Consider the following 18470-nt stretch of genomic DNA (forward strand, 5'->3'; position numbering starts at 1 on the left):
AAAAGTAAATGATGGTCAATTATTTTTAAACTTCGCTTAACCCGAACTCAGGTTAATTAACAAAAGTTCTTAAGATCTGACTTATTCATCCATAGCCATTACCAGTACGCTCACCTTGTTATCACCGGTTTTTAAAATTTCCCATGCGATGGATGAAACAGTACTTCCCGTTGTAAAAACATCATCAATCAGTAAAATATGCTTTCCGGTAACAGGCCGGGTAACGGAAAACGTGCTGGTTCCTTCCTGTCTGTGCTTTTTGTCTTTCAGGGCCTGGGCTTTTGAATAATGATTCCGTTTGAGCAATTCATGACTGAAAGGGATCTGATAAAATTCCGAGAGCGTTTCTGTAAACAAATGAAGCTGATTATACCCCCTTTCCTTCAGTTTTCTTGGATGAAGCGGAACGCTTACCATAAGGTCAGGTCTTTTTTCTTTAAAATCAAGATGCTTTTGGGTCCATTCGGCAAGAACTTTTCCGGTTTTCTCCCTGTTTCTGTATTTCAGCTCATGGATGATTTTCCGGCTTAATCCTTTCTGCTCAAACAGCATTAAAGCATAGGCATTTTCAACGGGGAATAATAGGCTGCATTTTTCTCTGACCGGATTGTTCTCTCCATACCGGTAATGGGTAAAATGAATTTGGCTGAAGCACAAGCCGCATACCAGCAGGTCAGGATCAATAATTCTGTTGCAGTGAATGCACCGGTTGGGAAAAAGGAGATCTAATATCATGAATGTGTTTTTACTAAAGATAATGAAATACTTTAACAGCGACAGAAATTTTGACGATCAATCGTTTATTTTGGTGTGGCGTCGGGAAAATGATTTCTCCATACCCGGCTTTTCCTGGTTTCCGATTCTTCACTCTGGCCCCCGATGCTATTTTTCAAGCTCCTTTCTGATCTTCTCAATAGAATTTTTCATACTTGCATTGAAGCGTTCCTTTTCCAGGCGTACAGGAGGAGCCTGCCTTACCTCACAATCTGCAATGCTGCAGGATTCACAGGTTACTCCTACATTGATGGTCTTTAAAGATGGAGACTTAATGAAGTTGATCCTTCTGATCGTCTGGGGATTCAGCAGGATCCCTAAGCAATAGCTTCTGTTGCTCCCGTCGGAAAAGGGGTTTTTCTGTGATGTGGAAATAACGAGATAGCTGATCCCCTGGTCTTTATAATGAGAAATCTGCGCATCGGTCAATGTCTCGTTCTCCTTCAGATATTGAAGATTTTTCACGGCGATCCACCTTCTGCAGTAATGCTCATTTGTGGCATTGGCGTGAGGTGCCTGCTGATGATTAAGATGCAGCTCCTTTAAAATCTGTATCCGGTCTGAATTCTTTTTCTTGACCAGGCATAAATAAAACAGATCCTTAATACCAAGCTCTGAAGAAAGTACATTGGTCAGCCGGTAATAAAACGTTTCGGGAGAATGGGTGAAATCTCCGATGAGGCTTTCAAAGCTCACCGGTTCCCAGTTACTCAGCAGGAAAAAATCTGAAATCCTTTCAATAAGCTGTTCCTTTGAGATCAGCAGGGCCCCGGCAAAATAAGAAGCATAGAAGTTGTTCAGGATCTCTTCAAAGCTTCCGAAATCCAGCCATGAATAAGTATGGGGGCGGTTTTTCAAATCGAGAACATTAAAGCCGATTTCTTTAGCCAGGATGAATGTCCTCTGATTTTTTTCAAGTTTATGATTAAGCAAAAGCAGTTTTTTCTCGGGAATGAACAGGGAACGGAGATTATCCAATGTCCCGTATTGCTCAAAATCCTCTGATCTGATGCTGTATCCGAATTTCTCTGCCAGAATATTTTCCAGAACTTCAGTTTTCAGATCCCTGTTGATCTCAAGGCTGTTTTCGTGTGCAAACCGAATGACCTTATCTTCAATCTCAGGAAAATAATTATCATACAGCTCCTGAAAAGACCGTAAAACAGCGAAATAAAAACGCTCTTTACCCAGATTGTAGTTCTGAGAGATTTCAATCAGGGCATTGATGAATGCCGTAACCTTTTTAGGAGCATCACTGATGATGCTGATGAGGTTATTTTTATTGATCCCGAAAAGTCCGAGAGGAATTTCCTTGAAAAAGTCAGATTGGAGAATCTCATTGAAAGGCGCCAGACTCCTGTCCAGCTTTGTCGACACAAGATCATCAAAAGTACATCCCAATATATCAGACAGCTGGATGATCTTGTCATGCTTCGGATACTTCTTTCCGTTTTCTATTTCATTGAGGTAAGATTTTGATAATCCGGTTTTTAAGGCAAGGTCCTGCAGAGACCAGTTTTTCTTTTGTCTCTGTTGCTTGAGCTTAAGCCCGAAAACCGTTTTAATAAAGTCACTCTCGAAATTCATTGCTCAAATATAAATAATTGGATGTAATTTTTGGCATAATAATTTTTGAAATATTTTAGCGAACGTTCGCTGTTTGTGAAAATTTTTATTTAAGTTTGTAATACCAAACCACAAAATCAATAGATTATGGAAACCAAAACCCGGCTAAAAATAAAGCCAGCAGAAGACTTTAAAGACATCTTTGTTCCGGAGCTGGCGGATTTTCTGGTTGAGCTTCATCAGAGATTTAATGACGAAAGGCTGATGCTTCTTAAAGAAAGGCAAAAAAGGCAATCGGAATTTGATAACGGTATTCTTCCGGGATTTTTGTCAGAGACGGAAAGCATAAGGAATACGGATTGGGTCTGTTCCCCGCTTCCCGGGGACCTGCTTGACAGAAGGGTAGAGATCACGGGACCTGTTGACCGGAAAATGATCATCAATGCGCTGAATTCCGGGGCTTCCACCTTTATGGCAGATTTTGAAGACAGCAATTCACCGACGTGGAAGAATTGTATGCAGGGACAGATCAATTTATCAGACGCGATCAACAGAACCATTGATTTTACCAGTGAACAGGGAAAAACCTATCGCCTTCATGAAAAAACATCTGTTTTACTGGTCCGCCCCAGAGGCTTACATTTACCTGAAAAACATATTGAGATCAATGGTGAAGAAGCTTCCGGCTCTTTGACTGATTTTGGCATCTATTTTTTCAGAAACGGGAAAAAGCTGTTGGAAAATGGCAGCGCTCCGTATTTCTATCTTCCGAAGTTGGAGCATTATAAGGAAGCCCGGTGGTGGAATGATGTATTTATCTTTGCGCAGGATTACTTTCAGATTCCGAGGGGAACAGTAAAGGCCACCGTTTTAGTGGAAACCATTACGGCCTCATTTCAGATCGATGAGATCTTATATGAATTGAGAGCGCACAGTTCGGGTCTGAACTGCGGACGTTGGGACTATATTTTTTCTTTTATTAAAAAATTCAGGAACCTTCCGGAATTGATGATCCCGGACAGGGATCAGGTAACCATGGCTTCTCCTTTCATGGATGCATATTCAAAAAGGGTGATAGAAGTCTGCCACAGAAGAAATGTGCATGCAATAGGCGGAATGGCAGCCCAGATCCCCGTAAAGAATGATGATGAGGTTAACAGGGTGGCTTTTGACAAGATAAGGAAAGATAAGGAGCGGGAGGTTAAAAACGGGCATGATGGAACCTGGGTGGCACATCCGGCGTTGGTGGCAGTAGCCAGAGAGATTTTTGATCAATACATGCCTGATGCCAATCAGATCGACAAAAAATTTGAATATCATATCGGGGAAGAAGCATTACTGAAGGTCCCTGAAGGAGATATTACTGAAAAAGGGGTACGGAAGAACATCAATATAGGAATCCTTTACCTTGAAAGCTGGCTGATGGGCATTGGTGCAGCAGCCATTTATAACCTGATGGAAGATGCAGCTACGGCAGAAATTTCCAGGACCCAGATATGGCAATGGCTGAAGAATGAAGCTCTTTTAAGCGACGGCAGAATCCTGACCCGCGAAATGGTTCTTCAGTGGGAGCTGGAAGAAATGGAAAACATAGAGAAATATGTTGACGAAGAACGGTTCAGAAACGGAAAGTTCAACCTTGCAAAAGAACTTTTCAATGAACTGATTTTTTCCGGAAGCTTTGAAGAATTTCTAACCTTGAAAGCTTATCCTTTTATCTGATCAAACCCGGATTACTAAATCAAATCCTTTAACAAATAGCAGCTAAGATCATACCCCGGGAACTTTAATCGCAGTATTCCGGAGCTATTATGGTCAACCATCTTAATACATCCAAACCAAATATTATTATGAAAACACAGCAAGAACAAATCAGAGAAATAGAACAGGACTGGCTTACAAATCCCCGATGGAACGGAATAAAAAGGCCTTATACCGCAGAAGATGTGCTGAAGCTTCGGGGCTCCTATAAACTGGAATATACTATCGCTACCAAAATGTCTGAAAAATTTTGGGAAAAGCTGACGACACAGCAGTATGTGGCAGGCCTTGGAGCATTAACAGGAAATCAGGCCGTACAGGAAGTCGATGCGGGACTGGAAGCTATATACCTTTCAGGATGGCAGGTTGCTGCGGATGCCAATCTGTCCGGTGAAATGTATCCCGACCAGTCCCTCTACCCGGCAAACTCGGTACCTGCCGTAGTAAAGAAGATCAACAATGCTTTGCTGAGGGCTGACCAGATCCAGTCTGTAAACGGGAACCATGATAAAGAATATCTGGTACCGATCATTGCCGACGCAGAGGCCGGTTTCGGAGGAAACCTCAATGCTTTTGAGCTCATGAAACAAATGATAGAAGCCGGTGCTGCTGCAGTACATTTTGAAGATCAGCTGTCTTCAGCAAAAAAATGCGGGCATTTAGGCGGAAAAGTGCTGGTACCCACCCAGGAAGCGGTAAACAAACTTATTGCAGCCCGTCTGGCAGCTGATGTGGCCGGAGTTCCTACTGTCATTATTGCCAGAACCGATGCCGATGCGGCAGATCTGTTAACCTCGGATATTGATGAAAGGGATAAAAGGTTCATAACCGGGCAAAGAACCTCAGAAGGTTTTTATGTGGTGAAAAACGGTGTGGAACAGGGCATTGACAGAGGTCTGTCCTATGCACCGTATGCGGACCTTATCTGGATGGAAACCTCAAATCCGGATCTGGAGCAGGCCCGGAGATTTGCTGAGGGTATCCATTCTGAATTTCCGGAAAAGATGCTGGCCTATAACTGTTCCCCGTCCTTTAACTGGGCAGCGAAGCTAAGTATTGAGGAAATGACGACCTTTCGTGAAGAGCTGGCCAAAATGGGATATAAATTCCAGTTTATCACCCTGGCAGGATTCCATGCGTTGAATACAGCAATGTTTGAGCTGGCCCTGGCCTATAAAGAAAAAGGCATGGCAGGCTATTCTGAGCTTCAGGAGCGTGAATTTGCGCTTCAGAAACAGGGATTCCGGGCGGTAAAGCATCAGTCTTTTGTGGGAACCGGGTATTTTGATGAAATCCAGAATATTGTTACTAATGGGTCCGCGGCAACGGTAGCAATGAAAGATTCCACAGAAACAGCCCAATTCCGTTGAAATTCCATATTTAAATAAACTTTTGATTTTTTAAACCTTCCCGGGTCGGGAAGGTTGCTTTTTATATTATTTTTGAATAAACTTTCCGGAATGAGCTTAATTTATGAAAAACAAATTCATGTGACTGAAGAGCACATAGATCAGAATAAGCATGTCAATAATGTGCAGTATGTGCGTTGGGTAGAAGAAATCGCTGGCGAACATTGGGATTTTGTAAAGCATAAAACGGATTATCCCGGTGATGTATGGATGCTTCTTGATCATCATATTCAATACAAAAAGCAGGTATACCTTGGGGAGACTGTCAGAATAAAAACCTATCCGGTGGATCCTGAAGGTGTCCGGCAGCCCCGGAAAGTTGAGTTTTACTGTAATGATCAGCTGGTTGTAGACTCACGCACACTTTGGGTCCTGGTTGATAAGGAAACACAGAAAGTCAAGAGGCTGGAGAGTGATTGGCTAAAGAAACTTTAAGCATTTTGCCAAACCCTGCTTTTCTTTATTAATCTGTTTTGTCATATCTTTGCACCATGATACGTATTACAAAAATTTTTACATTTGAAACAGCACATGTGCTGTATAATTATGATGGAAAATGTAAAAATATGCATGGCCATTCCTATAAACTGTTTGTAACGGTGAAGGGAAAGCCTGTTAATGATCTCGATAACCCTAAAAATGGGATGGTGGTGGATTTTGGAGATATTAAAAGCATTGTAAAATCTGAAATTGTGGATGTATGGGACCATGCGGTTCTTATCAATGCACTTTCGCCCCATAAAGAGCTTGGAGAAGACCTGGAGCAAAAAGGGCACAAGGTCATTTACTGCACCTTTCAGCCGACCTGCGAAAACATGCTGTATGCCATTGCGGCGAAAATAAAATCAAAGCTTCCGGCCGGAGTATCCCTGGCTTATCTTAAACTCCATGAAACTGAAAATTCCTATGGGGAATGGTTGGCAGAAGACAACCCATAATTCCATACAAAAAATAGAGAAGTGCTTAAGACAATCATTAATTTAGAACCTGGTAAAAAAGCATATTTTGCTTCAGATCAGCATTTTGGGGCACCTAATCCCAGGGAAAGCAAAGTGCGTGAAGAAAAATTCATCCGCTGGATGGATGAAATAAAGCATAATGCCCAGGTCTTGTTTTTAATGGGTGATCTGTTTGACTTCTGGCACGAATGGAAATATGTGATTCCTAAAGGATATGTACGCGTGTTGGGGAAGATAGCGGAATTAAAGGACAGGGGAATACATGTATATTTTTTTGTGGGCAACCATGATCTTTGGATGAAAGATTACCTTGAAGAAGAGATAGGATGCACGGTTTTTTATCAAAAGCAATATTTTGAAATTGCAGGAAAAGAATTTTTACTGGCACACGGAGACGGGCTTGGCCCCGGAGACAAAGGGTATAAGCGCATGAAGAAGCTGTTTACCAATCCTATTGCACAATGGGCTTTTAAATGGCTTCACCCGGATATTGCCATGAAAATTGCCTTATATCTTTCCCAGAAAAACAAACTGATCTCCGGAGACGAAGATAAAGAATTCCTGGGTGAGGATAAGGAATTCCTGATCATCTATTCCAAGGAAAAGCTGAAGACACAGAAAATTGATTATTTTATCTATGGCCATCGCCATCTTCCCATGGTGCTGGATCTGGGACAAAACTCAAAATATATCAATCTCGGGGACTGGATCTCCTATTATACCTATGGGGTCTTTGAAAAGGATTTTGAACTAAGGGCTTTCGAAAAAGATCAAAAAAAATTACCCCTTGAAGAGGTAATTTCCGAATGAACCAGAGCTCACTCTTGTTTTTAATCCATATTCCGGATTGATACTTGCAATAAGTTTACCAAAGTTAAATTTTGGGATTAAAAAAATATTAAAAAACTGCTATTCCTTATTAATATATTCATAATGAGAACATAGCATCAAAAATATCTGTACATTGGAAAATATATTCAGCATAAGAACAGAAGAGGACTTTTTGTCTGCCGCATTGCAGACATTTCGCTACCAGTATGAAAATGTTGAGATATACAGCAGATTTGTAGACTACCTGAAAATGAATCCTGATGAGGTGAAAGAATTGTCACAGATCCCTTTTTTACCCATAGAAATGTTCAAAAACCACATGATTCTCGACAAGAATGTTTCTGCCGGGTTATATTTCCAGAGTTCAGGGACCACGCAAATGAATTTATCAAAACATTTTATCGCCAATGAGGATATTTACCGCGAAAGCATCTATAAAAGTTTTGAACGGTTCATCGGAAAGCCGGAAGATTTTATTTTCCTCGGGCTGCTCCCAAGCTATCTGGAAAGACAGAACTCTTCCCTGATCTATATGGTGGATTACCTGATGGGAAAGTCTGCCAGGCCGGAGAACGGGTACTTTCTTTACAATCATTCGGAATTGTTTGATCTTCTGAGAGATCTGAAAGATCAAAAGGTGATCCTTTTCGGGGTTTCCTTCGCTCTTTTGGATTTTCTGGATTACTGCCATTCACGGGAAGCGCTCCGGTCTTCTGAGAATCTGATAGTGATTGAGACCGGCGGGATGAAAGGCAGAAAGGAGGAGATGACGAAAGATGAGCTGTTGGAGCTTTTGCAGAAAGGATTTAAAACAGATCGTATCTATTCGGAGTATTCCATGACCGAGCTTCTTTCCCAGGCTTATTCCCTGGGAAGGAATGAATATGAATGCCCGGGTTGGATGAAGATTATGATCAGGAATGCCGAAGATCCGTTTACTTATGAAAAGGATGGAAGGACCGGGGCTATTAATATCATAGACCTGGCCAATATTCATTCCTGCTCATTCATTGCTACCCAGGATCTGGGAAAAATAAACGGCGATAAATTCCAGGTTTTGGGCAGGATAGATCATTCGGATATCCGTGGATGCAGTTTGCTGGTAAGTTAAAAAGTATGAGTTGCAGAAGAGAGCTATAATAACAAAAACAATTAGTATTCATGCTGAAGATTGAAGAACTTGTTCACGCCTTTATCCATTCCCAGTGCGATTTCGAAAAAGAAATTGTTCTGACCAATCATTTTCAGGCAGACTGGGAAGCTGATCTGCTCATCATTGATTCTGAAGGCTTCAGCCATGAGATTGAAATTAAGCTGTCGAAAAGTGATTTTAAAAATGATTTCAGGAAATCTTATACCAATGCCAGTACCGGGGAAAGATTTTTAAAGCATGATAAGATCTCCTGTGGGGATTATGTCTGCAACGCATTCAGCTTTCTGCTCCCAATGGGAATGATAGAGCATTCCGTGATTCCTCAACATTGTGGCATCATTGAATTTTATCATAACGTAGACAGCTGGGAGACCGAGTTCTACCTTATCCGGCAGCCGAAGAGGGTACATGAGGACTCCTATTGGAAGCTTAATGACAAAGATCTTTTTATCAGGAAAATGGCTCTGAATCTGCTGCAGAGAAAAATGGAGATCAAAGGAAAGCATGAGGAGCTTATTTTTAAGAATCCTTTTGAGATCAGAAAAAAATAAAAAATCCTGTCACCGACAGGATTTTTTATTTTACTTTATATTAATCAACGACTTCAGAATTTCTTTGAAGCAGGAATTTATAAATTAATCCTCCTACTACACCACCCAGGATCGGAGCTACCCAGAACAGCCAGAGCTGTGACAGGGTTTCCCCACCCACAAAAACCGCTTGTGAAAGTGATCTTGCAGGGTTTACAGATGTATTGGTGATAGGAATGGAGATCAAATGAATTAAAGTTAAGGCTAAGCCAATCGCTATTCCTGCAAATTTCCCATTGGCCCATTTATCTGTGGCCCCCATAATTACAATAAGGAAAAATGCGGTTAGCAGGAATTCTGCCAGGAATGCGGCCCCCATACTGAATGCTTTGCCATTATAGACCGCTTCATTGTAGAAGTTGGTGGCAAAATCGCCCGGGTGTGAGAAGTTGGTTGCGCCGGCTCCGTTAAGGATTACATACAGGCAGCCTGCAGCAACAATAGCCCCCAGACACTGAGCAACAATATAAGGGATAAGGTCCTTGGCAGGAAACCTTCCGCCGGCCAGAAGACCGAATGAAACTGCGGGATTGAAGTGTCCACCGGAAATATGGCCCACAGCATACGCCATAGTAAGTACAGTAAGACCGAAGGCCAGAGAGACGCCCACAAGTCCGATTCCGATGTCGGGAACACCAGCCGCGAAAACTGCACTACCGCAGCCTCCGAAAACGAGCCAGAACGTGCCGAAAAATTCAGCAAATAGCTTTTTTGTCATAATTGTTTATTTTATAGGTAAACCAAATTTAAACTTTAAATTCCGAAATAAAAAGTTAAATTTAAAAGATATGGGTTTTGTTGGCTGGAAAATTGGATATTCTTTACAATTGGAATTGCTGTTTTGGGAAATGTCACCAGGTATTTTTAATTAATAATTGAATTGTATAACATAAATGTTTATTTTTCGTTTAAAAACTTAAAAACTCTTTCATGAAAAAGTTTTTGTGCTTGATTTTTATTTCTTATATATCCATTGCCTATGCTCAGGCCACAAAAAAAACATTACCATGCTATGATCTTGCAACGGTTTTAAAAGTGGAGCCGACTCTGCTTTATAAGCCCCATCTGGACGCCTCTAAAAGCTTCGGAATCAAACTGCTGAGAGATACCAAAACGGTTCAGAAATATATCAATAACGGAAAACTACGCAAAATAAAGAAGACAGGAAAAGGATACAGGATTCAGAAACTGGATTACAGCAGGGCCTACATGGTATCCAAGGCAAAAATAACCCTGGAGAAGATCGGCGCCAGGTTCAGTAAAGAAACCAAAGGACATACCTTTACCGTTTCATCCATGACCAGAACACTGGAGGACCAGTGCAGGCTGAGGAAGGTCAATTCCAATGCATCTCTGGGTATCAGTTCCCATAATTACGGAAATTCATTTGATATCTCTTATGTAAGATTTAATAATGTATTGAAGTATAATCCCAAAATGGACGCGGCTCTGGAGAAAGTTTTAAAATATTACGCCAGGGCAGGCAGAATCTATTATATAAAAGAGAAGCAGCAAAGCTGCTATCATATTACGGTCAGGAATTATTAGCTGTTCAATGGTAAACAGTAAGTCCGGCTTAATACCCCATTCCGGGGAAAGACCTTGTATATTTATCCTTCCTTTTCATTTCTTTTTCCGTATTTTTGCACGCGAAAATTCATTTATTCATCATTAATCATTATTAAAAATGCTTTCGGTTCAAGGTTTAGGATTACATCATTCAGGAAACTACCTGTTTCAAAATGTGAATTTCACGATAAAAAAAGATGATAAAATCGGTTTGGTAGGTAAAAACGGAGCGGGTAAATCCACTTTGTTGAAAATGCTTTCCGGAGAGATCACTTTTTTCGAGGGAAGTGTAGTACCCGAAGGTAATATCACCATTGGATTCTTAAAACAGGATCTTGATTTTGTAAAAGGAAGGACGGTGTGGGATGAGACCATGCAGGCCTTTGAACAGATCAATGCCTGGAAGGCCGAGCTTGAGGATGTCAATCATCAGATGGCGACCCGAACCGATTATGAAAGTGATTCCTATACTGAGCTGATCAACAGGATGACCGAACTGAATGATCTTCTGATGAACCACGATGCCTATAATCTGGAAGGTGATATGGAGAAAGTGTTATTCGGGCTGGGCTTTAAAGCTGATGACTTTCATAAGATCACGGATGAGTTTTCCGGAGGCTGGAGAATGAGGATAGAGCTGGCCAAGCTGCTGCTTCAGAAAAATGATATCATGCTTCTCGATGAGCCTACCAACCATCTGGACATGGAATCTATCATCTGGCTTGAAAATTTCCTGAAGGATTATCCGGGCGCCATTGTACTGGTAAGTCACGATAAACAGTTTATGACTGCCGTTTGCAACAGGACCTTTGATATCAACAATAAGAAAATTGATGATTATAAAGCCAATTATTCCAAATACCTGATCATGCGTGAAGAACGCCGTGAAAAACTTATCCAGGCCAAAAAAAATCAGGATGCCGAGATCAAGCAGATGGAGGATAATATCAATAAGTTCCGTGCCAGTGCTACTAAGGCCTCTTTTGCACAGTCACTGATAAAAAAACTGGAAAAGATTGAGCGTATTGAGGTGGATACCGAGGACGTTTCAAAATTCAATATCCGTTTTGTTCAGTCTGTAGTTCCGGGAAAAGTAATTTTTGAAGCAGAAAACCTCGGAAAATCATATGGGAATAAAAAAGTTTTTGATAATGTAGACTTTTTTGTTCAGAGAGGAGACAGAATTGCTCTGTTAGGGCAGAATGGGCAGGGAAAAACCACTTTGGCCAAAATCCTGGCCGGAGAAATTAAGGATTATACCGGAACCTGGAATTTAGGACATAATGTGAATATCGGGTATTTCGCCCAGAATCAGGAAGAAGTTCTGACTCCCAATAAGACCGTTCTGGAAGAAGCGGAAGATGCTGCGACGGAAGAGACCAGACCAAGGGTAAGAGACCTGCTGGGATCTTTCCTGTTTCAGGGAGAAGCGGTGACAAAGAAAACAAGGGTGCTTTCAGGAGGGGAAAGAAACCGTCTGGCCTTATGCAAGCTGTTACTGCGTCCTTTCAATACACTGATCATGGACGAGCCTACCAACCACCTGGATATTCAGTCTAAGGAGATCATTAAGCTCGCTTTGCAAAAATTTGAAGGAACCCTGATCGTGATCTCGCACGACAGGGAATTTTTACAGGGCCTTTGTGACAAAATATTCGAGTTCCGGGATGGTAAAATGAAAGAATTTCTTGGAAATATTGATGAATATCTGGAATACAGGCAGAAGGAAAGCATCAGGGAGATCTCTATTGAAAAGGCCAAGCTCCATCATGAAGAAGTAAAACCTCAGGAAATACCAAAAGCGCAGCCTGCTGAACAACCAGAGCCTAAGACCCAGCCCCAAACCGGGTTTGTAAGCAAAGAACAGAAAAATATACAAAACAAAATAAAGAAGGTAGAGGAAAAGATTTCAGAGCTGGAAACCAGGATTGAACGGATGGAAGCCTCTTTTGCCAAAGAGAATCCTTCTGATGAGACCTTAGAATTATACAACACAATCAAAGAGGATCTGGATCTTGCTTTACAGGAGTGGGAATATTTAGGTTCCCAGTTGGATTAAATAAAGGCTGCTTGGTATAAGCAGCCTTTATTTATATAAATTTAAGTCCAGAAAATTGTTTTTATGTAAAATCTCTTTTTTTGCCCTTTCTTCTTCTCTTTTATATATCTCGTTCTGATTGAGCATTTCACCATTCCATTCAATAGCGAATTTTGTTTTTGTCTTTGCAGATAATGCCTTTAATCTGGCGTTAGGATCTACCTTATACATCTTCCATTGGGCATTAAACTCTTTCCGGGTAAGAATTTTTGATTCTGTTTTTTCTATTTCAAAAGGAATGCTTTTTTTCTCAATCCCGATCATATTGAAGGTATGCTGCTTTTTTTCATCTTCAATGGAGAGTACCAATCCGGGCAATCCATGAAAAATATAGGGGCCGTCCTGTACCGGAATCTTATCCGAAAACCAGGCGGTCCAGTTTCTTCCTCCGAAGCTTAAAGTAGCTTTCTGGGCTGTGAACCCGGATATCTGTTTTTTTTCCGGTGAAATATTCCATTTAAGCTCTTCACCTTCCCTGAAAGTAAAACTGTTGTTTCCTATTGTACTGTTGACAAGAATATCCCCGGAAGGATATTTTTTTACTGAAAAATTTATTTTGGACGGATAAACGCTGATCCTGGTTTTCTTATAAAAAGATAAGGAATCGTTGAGATACCTTGGTCTGCTGTAGAAATTGGAACCGTTTTCCGTAATATCCAGGTAAACAAATTCCCGGGTGATATTGCCCGGATGCAGGGAGTCTTCCACAAATTTATATTCATAGCCTATTCTCAGGTTTTGGGACAGGCTTCTTGCAGATATGAGTAAAACGAAAAAAAGGATTATCCTGGTCATGCTGATTATTCCCATTCATATTTTTTTTCAATCCCCTTACGTACGGTCCTGAATTCCGAAACTATTGTTCCCTCGGGAAGGTTGGACGTAAGTTTTTTAACATCGTTCCGGTTACCCGATTGGCGCAGTGCCTCAAATTCCTTATATGATATTAAATTTTCCGTATGAGCGGGCCGTTGTACTTCAATTTTTGAATCAAAACCATTTTCAATCCGGAGAGTCACCCATTGATTGATATCAGTATTCTCTTCCCTGATTTCAAGGATCAGTCCCGGCAGCCCCCCAAATTTAAAGGGCCCGTAAGGATAAGGTAAATCGGTCGTATAATAAGCAATTATGGAGCTTCCCCTGAAATTGCCCGTAGCTTTTTTGCATGTGTAGTTGCTAATGATTTTTGTTTCATCATAATGAGTGTTCCATTGTATTTCAGGAGGAGTATCTTCTATCCAGTAGGGTTTATCGGCAATATTACTTTTGATCAGTATTTTTGGTTGTGAAGCAGACTTATAATAAGCTTCTTTATATATCCTGTTCTTTGAACGGATGGCTATTCCTCCATTTTCGCTGGACACATTACTTTTTGGAGCTTTTTCGTAAACGAAAACTGAATCCCTTATATCCAGGGCATGATTGCCTTTGATGTAAAGATCTTCCTGAACCCTGGCATGTAAAGGTGTGAGATAAGTATAAGTAATATGCAGGTTCTGACCATTGAAAAAAGTAAAGGACCAAAGGAAGAGAAGGAATAAATAGAAATTGACCTTTCGCATAATAACATCTGTTAATAACCTAATGATCAAACTTAATTTGATCATTAGGTGTTTAATCTTTATAAATTAATTTCCCGGAGGGCAGTCTCCACTACCACAAGGATCCAAACTGTCAAGCTGTTCCAATCTGTGTTGGAGCAATTGGTTACACTCACTTTGGGTACTTGTTTCATAGGTTTCTGTCCAGTGCGTTTCATTACCCAAGGCATCCGTATGCCATAGGTATAGGGTACAGGTTCCGAAAGCATAGGAAACCTTATATTGTATATTCTGGCTTTTAGTTTCTTTATACTCTTCATTTTTATGGTCGTTCGCAAAAATGAAAGATGTACCACATAATAGAATAGCGGAAGTTAAAATTATTTTTTTCATTTTAATTTGTCATTATATTGTTAATAATATTGTTCTCATGGTTATTGCGCAAAAATTAAGAACATAACAAAGAAAATGAAAAGAAATAAATTGAGCAATTTTTTTTTCACTATTTTTTGAATTTTATTGAATGAAGTGTTAGAGAGTTCTCTATTACCTGTATATCTTTTAATATTTTCTGGCTTTTCGTATAAAAATTAAAAATATAACTTTAACAAAAATATTTTTGTAGATTTGTGCCATGGAATTTGTTAAGGGAAATAAAAACTTAATATCGACACTTCTCGCAAGTGTTTATCTTTTTGTTGTTGTTTTTTCCCAGAGCTTTCACCATCATGATTCTATAGGGTGTTTTAAGAATTTTAACCTGAAAAAAGCAGAAAATTCAATTTCAAAAAGTTTAGCTAAAGACAAGGACGGGGACTGTCTGGCATGTCACTTTTTAGCCACCGGACATACTTTGGTCCCTGAAGAGTTCAATTTTACTTTTGAGAGCCATTCCCATGAAGTAAGACAGATTATTGCCGTTCAGGAAAAAATCTGGGCTCAGACTAAATTCACATTTCAACTTCGCGGTCCGCCTGCAATTTCATAATTTATAGATAGGCTTAATGTTTTTAATACAACGGAGGAATGTCCAGATCAGCTGGCCATTTACCGTAATTGTATTGATGCATTTACTTGTACAGATCTACATCAGATAGCCATTCATATTTACAATGTACTCCCTGAGTACACAAATTATTCTATATAAAAATGAAATTGATATACAGTCTATTGCTGATCTTTTGTGGATTGGCAATTACCAACGCACAGAAAACTTTTTCCGTAGAAGGGACGGTTCAGGATTTTCATGATAAGACCATGCTTGAAAATGCTGAAGTGAAAATCGGGACTTTTACTGCTAAGACAGACGAAAAAGGAAGATTTTCAATCCATAAGATCCCCTCCGGATCTTATACATTAACTGCCAGGCATCCTGATTGCAATGATTATACTGAAAATATAAAAGTTGATCAGGATATTCACCTTACGATCACCCTTGAGCATCATATTGAGGATATCGAAACGGTGACCCTGCACGGAAGCCATAAGAACAATGGCTCCCTGATTATTAAAACCCTGGGCAGATCTGAAATAGAAAGAAATTCCACTGAAAACCTGGGGAATCTATTATCGAATTTATCAGGAGTTACAGCGCTAAAAACGGGGAATAATATCACCAAGCCCGTTATTCACGGATTATACGGAAGCCGTATCACCATTCTGAACAATGGGGTGAAAATGGCGGAGCAGGAATGGGGCGTAGAACACGCCCCGAATGTGGATGTAAATGAATTTGAACATGTAGACGTGATCAAAGGTGCATCTGCATTGAAATACGGTAGCGAAGGTGTCGGGGGTGTGGTTGTTCTGGAGCCTGCTGTTTTGCCTAAGAAGGATACTGTTATGGGAAGCCTGAAGCTGTCAGGCATTTCCAACGGAAGAGGAGGCGAAATAGCTGCCGATGTTGCCAAAACCTGGAAAAACCAATGGTTTGTAAAAACTGGAGGCAGCTATAAAAAAGTGGGTGACCTCTATATCCCTCATCATACACTTCAGAATACAGGTATGGAATTCAATTCCTTTAATTTCTCCTTCGGAAACCATAGCTTCCTGCAGGGATTTGATGTGTCGTACAGTGGGATCAATCAGGAATTTGGGATCTATAAAGGTGCGCATCTGTCAAGTCCCGAAGATTTTTATAATGCAGTGAATTTCGGCCAGGAATACTTTCTGGATCAGTTCAGTTATGATATAGGCAATCCTAAACAGGAGGTTGAGCATCATATTGCAAAAGTATCCGCTTATAAGCGTTTTATGGACTTCGGGAAACTTACATTTCAGTACAGTTTCCAGCTAAACCGTCGCAAAGAATTTGATATCAGAAGGGCGGAACGCAGTGATCTTCCTTCCATGGATCTTCGTTTGATCACTCATTCCGCAAGTATTGTTCATTTGCTGGAGCGGTCAAATTGGAGTCTGGAGAGCGGTATTTCGGGTAGTTTCCAGGATAATTATCCAAATCCGGATACAAAAGCAAGACGCTTGATCCCGGATTATTACAGATATGATGCCGGTGTTTTTTCCGTATTCAAGTACCGTTTTAATTCAAAACTGAATATGGAAGCCGCTGCACGATATGATTTCAGCAGATATGATGTGTATAAATATTATGATGCTTCTGAATGGAATGAAAAATATGCCGCTATATTCCCGGAATTTTTTGTTCAGCAGAATGACAGCAGAATTTTGACGCGTCCTATTCTGGATTTTCATAATTTTTCAGCCAATATTGGTTTGGATTACAAGCCTGTACATAATTTTGAAATTAAATTAAACTTATCAAGGGCAGACAGAACTCCGAACCCGGCAGAGCTTTTTGCAGACGGGCTTCACCATTCTGCAGCGATAATGGAAGAAGGAGATCTGAGGATTAAAAAAGAAGTTGTTTACAATGCGAACCTTTCCCTGGCGGCGCAATTTAATGTGCTTAAGGGATTGCATATTGAAGCGAATCCTTATATAATGCTCTCAGACAGCTTTATCAATCAGATACCAACAGGTGTGGCCTCCACCAACAGAGGAACTTTTCCTGTTTGGACCTATCAGCAGATTAAGGCCAGGATATATGGTATAGACGCTGATATGGAGCTTGGCATCCTGGATAACCTGAAATGGCGGTCAGGCTTTACGGTTTTGAGAGGCGACGATCTGACTAGCAATGAGCCTTTGATTCTGATGATGCCTGCAAAATTGAGAAATGCAGTAGAGCTGAAGCTTAATAAACTTTCTAACTTCTATCTGACATTAGAAAATGATAACGTATCCCGACAAAGACGATATCCGGTCAGAAACTTGCCGGTTACATTCATCAAAGACGGAGAAATCGTTAATGCAGAAGTGGATTTCAGCACTCCTCCCGCAGCGTATACCCTGTTTAATGCGGCAATAGGGGCAGACCTGTTCAGGAATTTTAATATCAACTTCAGAATCAACAATATTTTTAATACAGAATATCGGGAATACCTGAACAGGTTAAGATATTATATGTACGAACCGGGAAGAAACTTCGTGGTTACTCTTAAATACAACTTCTAATTATTAATTACAACTTAAAATTAAATTTAAAATGAAAAAAATATTCAATATAACCTTAGTACTTTTTACGGCAATCTTATTATTTTCTTGTAGAAATGATGACAACGATATCCCTGAAGATATCCATGAACATGAGGAAATTGAGAAACTGGTGGTTACCCTTACCAATAAAAATGATGCTGCGGATGTACAGACCATCAATTATATCGGAGGAGTGGCAGATTCCCACATTCATTTGCATCAGGGAGATGTATATGATGTATCGCTTGATTTTCAGGTAAGGCATGATGATCATTACCACAGTGCCAATGACGAGGTTATAGAGGAAAAAGACGAACACTTTATTACGTATGAATTTGCCAATGCAGACATTAAAGTAAAAAGAGCGGCGGACGATATCGTCAGGACTGACGGTAAGAAGTTAGGACTAAAAACTGAATGGACGGTTACAAGCACTACAGCTACAGGAAAAGTAAATATTAAGCTTATCCACGGACCGACTTCCGTAAACGACAATTCGCCTTCTGCGGATAACCAGCTGGGAGCAGCAGTAGGTGGAGAAAGTGATGTTGATGCCTTAATAGATGTTCACTAACAGCTTGAATGTGGAAAAAGGAAGAGGCTGTCTCAAAAGTACCCCCTCTCTCGGACTCCTGTCTGACAACTTTTGTCATTTAAGAGA

18 protein-coding genes are annotated in these 18470 nt (G+C 40.4%); 12 read left to right on the plus strand and 6 right to left on the minus strand.

All coding sequences use genetic code 11. From position 1 onward, the window contains the following. Window positions 1-81: 81 nt before the first annotated feature. Window positions 82-735: a ComF family protein gene (locus ABMQ40_RS00005; protein WP_370895238.1), complete on the minus strand. Its 654-nt coding sequence runs from the start codon at window positions 733-735 to the stop codon at window positions 82-84. A 147-nt stretch (window positions 736-882) separates the two neighbouring features. Then, window positions 883-2361, minus strand: a complete 1479-nt coding sequence (locus tag ABMQ40_RS00010; protein WP_370895240.1) for a helix-turn-helix domain-containing protein — start codon at window positions 2359-2361, stop codon at window positions 883-885. A 126-nt stretch (window positions 2362-2487) separates the two neighbouring features. Between ABMQ40_RS00010 and aceB the strand changes: the two genes are divergently transcribed. The 7 genes from aceB to ABMQ40_RS00045 all read left to right on the plus strand — a co-directional run bounded on the left by aceB (window position 2488) and on the right by ABMQ40_RS00045 (window position 9004). After that, window positions 2488-4062, plus strand: coding sequence for a malate synthase A (gene aceB, locus ABMQ40_RS00015; protein ID WP_370895242.1), 1575 nt, complete (start codon window positions 2488-2490; stop codon window positions 4060-4062). Window positions 4063-4190: 128 nt separating this feature from the next. Then, window positions 4191-5471, plus strand: coding sequence for an isocitrate lyase (gene aceA / locus ABMQ40_RS00020; protein ID WP_370895244.1), 1281 nt, complete (start codon window positions 4191-4193; stop codon window positions 5469-5471). Between the two features lie 90 nt (window positions 5472-5561). Further along, window positions 5562-5945 (plus strand): acyl-CoA thioesterase, encoded by a 384-nt coding sequence (locus tag ABMQ40_RS00025; RefSeq protein ID WP_370895246.1) that lies wholly within the window; start codon window positions 5562-5564, stop codon window positions 5943-5945. A 56-nt stretch (window positions 5946-6001) separates the two neighbouring features. Beyond that, window positions 6002-6448 carry a 6-pyruvoyl trahydropterin synthase family protein gene (locus tag ABMQ40_RS00030; protein ID WP_370895248.1) on the plus strand — a complete coding sequence of 149 codons (447 nt, stop codon included), beginning with the start codon at window positions 6002-6004 and terminating at the stop codon, window positions 6446-6448. A gap of 21 nt (window positions 6449-6469) precedes the next feature. Continuing rightward, window positions 6470-7279, plus strand: coding sequence for a UDP-2,3-diacylglucosamine diphosphatase (locus ABMQ40_RS00035; RefSeq protein ID WP_370895250.1), 810 nt, complete (start codon window positions 6470-6472; stop codon window positions 7277-7279). A gap of 154 nt (window positions 7280-7433) precedes the next feature. Then, window positions 7434-8411 carry a long-chain-fatty-acid--protein ligase gene (locus ABMQ40_RS00040; RefSeq protein ID WP_370895252.1) on the plus strand — a complete coding sequence of 326 codons (978 nt, stop codon included), beginning with the start codon at window positions 7434-7436 and terminating at the stop codon, window positions 8409-8411. A 50-nt stretch (window positions 8412-8461) separates the two neighbouring features. Continuing rightward, the gene (locus ABMQ40_RS00045) at window positions 8462-9004 is read left to right on the plus strand and encodes a hypothetical protein (RefSeq protein WP_370895254.1); all 543 of its coding nucleotides are present in this window, start codon (window positions 8462-8464) and stop codon (window positions 9002-9004) included. Between the two features lie 40 nt (window positions 9005-9044). Here the strand turns inward: ABMQ40_RS00045 and aqpZ are convergent, their stop codons facing one another. Continuing rightward, entirely contained in the window at window positions 9045-9761 is a 717-nt protein-coding gene (gene aqpZ, locus ABMQ40_RS00050) for an aquaporin Z (RefSeq protein WP_370895256.1), read from the minus strand. Between the two features lie 212 nt (window positions 9762-9973). On the opposite strand from aqpZ, the gene ABMQ40_RS00055 reads away from it, so the two are divergent. Further along, on the plus strand, window positions 9974-10591 hold the full coding sequence (locus tag ABMQ40_RS00055) for a DUF5715 family protein (protein WP_370895258.1): 618 nt from the start codon (window positions 9974-9976) through the stop codon (window positions 10589-10591). 139 nt (window positions 10592-10730) lie between these two features. Beyond that, window positions 10731-12671: an ABC-F family ATP-binding cassette domain-containing protein gene (locus ABMQ40_RS00060; protein ID WP_370895260.1), complete on the plus strand. Its 1941-nt coding sequence runs from the start codon at window positions 10731-10733 to the stop codon at window positions 12669-12671. A 27-nt stretch (window positions 12672-12698) separates the two neighbouring features. On the opposite strand, the gene ABMQ40_RS00065 is transcribed toward ABMQ40_RS00060, so the two are convergent. The 3 genes from ABMQ40_RS00065 to ABMQ40_RS00075 all read right to left on the minus strand — a co-directional run bounded on the left by ABMQ40_RS00065 (window position 12699) and on the right by ABMQ40_RS00075 (window position 14647). Further along, window positions 12699-13520, minus strand: coding sequence for a GLPGLI family protein (locus ABMQ40_RS00065; protein WP_370895262.1), 822 nt, complete (start codon window positions 13518-13520; stop codon window positions 12699-12701). Beyond that, entirely contained in the window at window positions 13511-14275 is a 765-nt protein-coding gene (locus ABMQ40_RS00070) for a GLPGLI family protein (protein ID WP_370895264.1), read from the minus strand. Before ABMQ40_RS00070 ends, ABMQ40_RS00065 begins: the two co-directional genes overlap by 10 nt. Before the next feature lie 66 nt (window positions 14276-14341). Beyond that, the gene (locus ABMQ40_RS00075; RefSeq protein WP_370895266.1) at window positions 14342-14647 is read right to left on the minus strand and encodes a hypothetical protein; all 306 of its coding nucleotides are present in this window, start codon (window positions 14645-14647) and stop codon (window positions 14342-14344) included. 241 nt (window positions 14648-14888) lie between these two features. Between ABMQ40_RS00075 and ABMQ40_RS00080 the strand changes: the two genes are divergently transcribed. From ABMQ40_RS00080 to ABMQ40_RS00090, 3 genes are all read left to right on the plus strand, one after another. Next, window positions 14889-15242 (plus strand): hypothetical protein, encoded by a 354-nt coding sequence (locus ABMQ40_RS00080; protein ID WP_370895268.1) that lies wholly within the window; start codon window positions 14889-14891, stop codon window positions 15240-15242. A gap of 161 nt (window positions 15243-15403) precedes the next feature. Next, a complete protein-coding gene (locus ABMQ40_RS00085; protein WP_370895270.1) occupies window positions 15404-17788 on the plus strand; it encodes a TonB-dependent receptor domain-containing protein in 2385 nt (794 codons plus the stop codon). A gap of 31 nt (window positions 17789-17819) precedes the next feature. After that, window positions 17820-18383, plus strand: a complete 564-nt coding sequence (locus tag ABMQ40_RS00090) for a hypothetical protein (protein ID WP_370895272.1) — start codon at window positions 17820-17822, stop codon at window positions 18381-18383. Window positions 18384-18470: the final 87 nt, after the last annotated feature.

Origin of the sequence: Chryseobacterium gossypii (assembly GCF_041361455.1) — a bacterium.
Lineage (GTDB): Bacteria > Bacteroidota > Bacteroidia > Flavobacteriales > Weeksellaceae > Chryseobacterium > Chryseobacterium gossypii.

Coding starts and splice junctions, on each gene's coding strand:
- aceA (WP_370895244.1), top strand. CDS start 4,191: ATGAAAACACAGCAAGAACAAATCAGAGAAATAGAACAGGACTGGCTT.
- ABMQ40_RS00055 (WP_370895258.1), top strand. CDS start 9,974: ATGAAAAAGTTTTTGTGCTTGATTTTTATTTCTTATATATCCATTGCC.
- ABMQ40_RS00075 (WP_370895266.1), bottom strand. CDS start 14,647: ATGAAAAAAATAATTTTAACTTCCGCTATTCTATTATGTGGTACATCT.
- ABMQ40_RS00090 (WP_370895272.1), top strand. CDS start 17,820: ATGAAAAAAATATTCAATATAACCTTAGTACTTTTTACGGCAATCTTA.
- ABMQ40_RS00060 (WP_370895260.1), top strand. CDS start 10,731: ATGCTTTCGGTTCAAGGTTTAGGATTACATCATTCAGGAAACTACCTG.
- ABMQ40_RS00005 (WP_370895238.1), bottom strand. CDS start 735: ATGATATTAGATCTCCTTTTTCCCAACCGGTGCATTCACTGCAACAGA.
- ABMQ40_RS00010 (WP_370895240.1), bottom strand. CDS start 2,361: ATGAATTTCGAGAGTGACTTTATTAAAACGGTTTTCGGGCTTAAGCTC.
- ABMQ40_RS00045 (WP_370895254.1), top strand. CDS start 8,462: ATGCTGAAGATTGAAGAACTTGTTCACGCCTTTATCCATTCCCAGTGC.
- ABMQ40_RS00025 (WP_370895246.1), top strand. CDS start 5,562: ATGAGCTTAATTTATGAAAAACAAATTCATGTGACTGAAGAGCACATA.
- ABMQ40_RS00030 (WP_370895248.1), top strand. CDS start 6,002: ATGATACGTATTACAAAAATTTTTACATTTGAAACAGCACATGTGCTG.
- ABMQ40_RS00070 (WP_370895264.1), bottom strand. CDS start 14,275: ATGCGAAAGGTCAATTTCTATTTATTCCTTCTCTTCCTTTGGTCCTTT.
- aceB (WP_370895242.1), top strand. CDS start 2,488: ATGGAAACCAAAACCCGGCTAAAAATAAAGCCAGCAGAAGACTTTAAA.
- aqpZ (WP_370895256.1), bottom strand. CDS start 9,761: ATGACAAAAAAGCTATTTGCTGAATTTTTCGGCACGTTCTGGCTCGTT.
- ABMQ40_RS00085 (WP_370895270.1), top strand. CDS start 15,404: ATGAAATTGATATACAGTCTATTGCTGATCTTTTGTGGATTGGCAATT.
- ABMQ40_RS00080 (WP_370895268.1), top strand. CDS start 14,889: ATGGAATTTGTTAAGGGAAATAAAAACTTAATATCGACACTTCTCGCA.
- ABMQ40_RS00065 (WP_370895262.1), bottom strand. CDS start 13,520: ATGGGAATAATCAGCATGACCAGGATAATCCTTTTTTTCGTTTTACTC.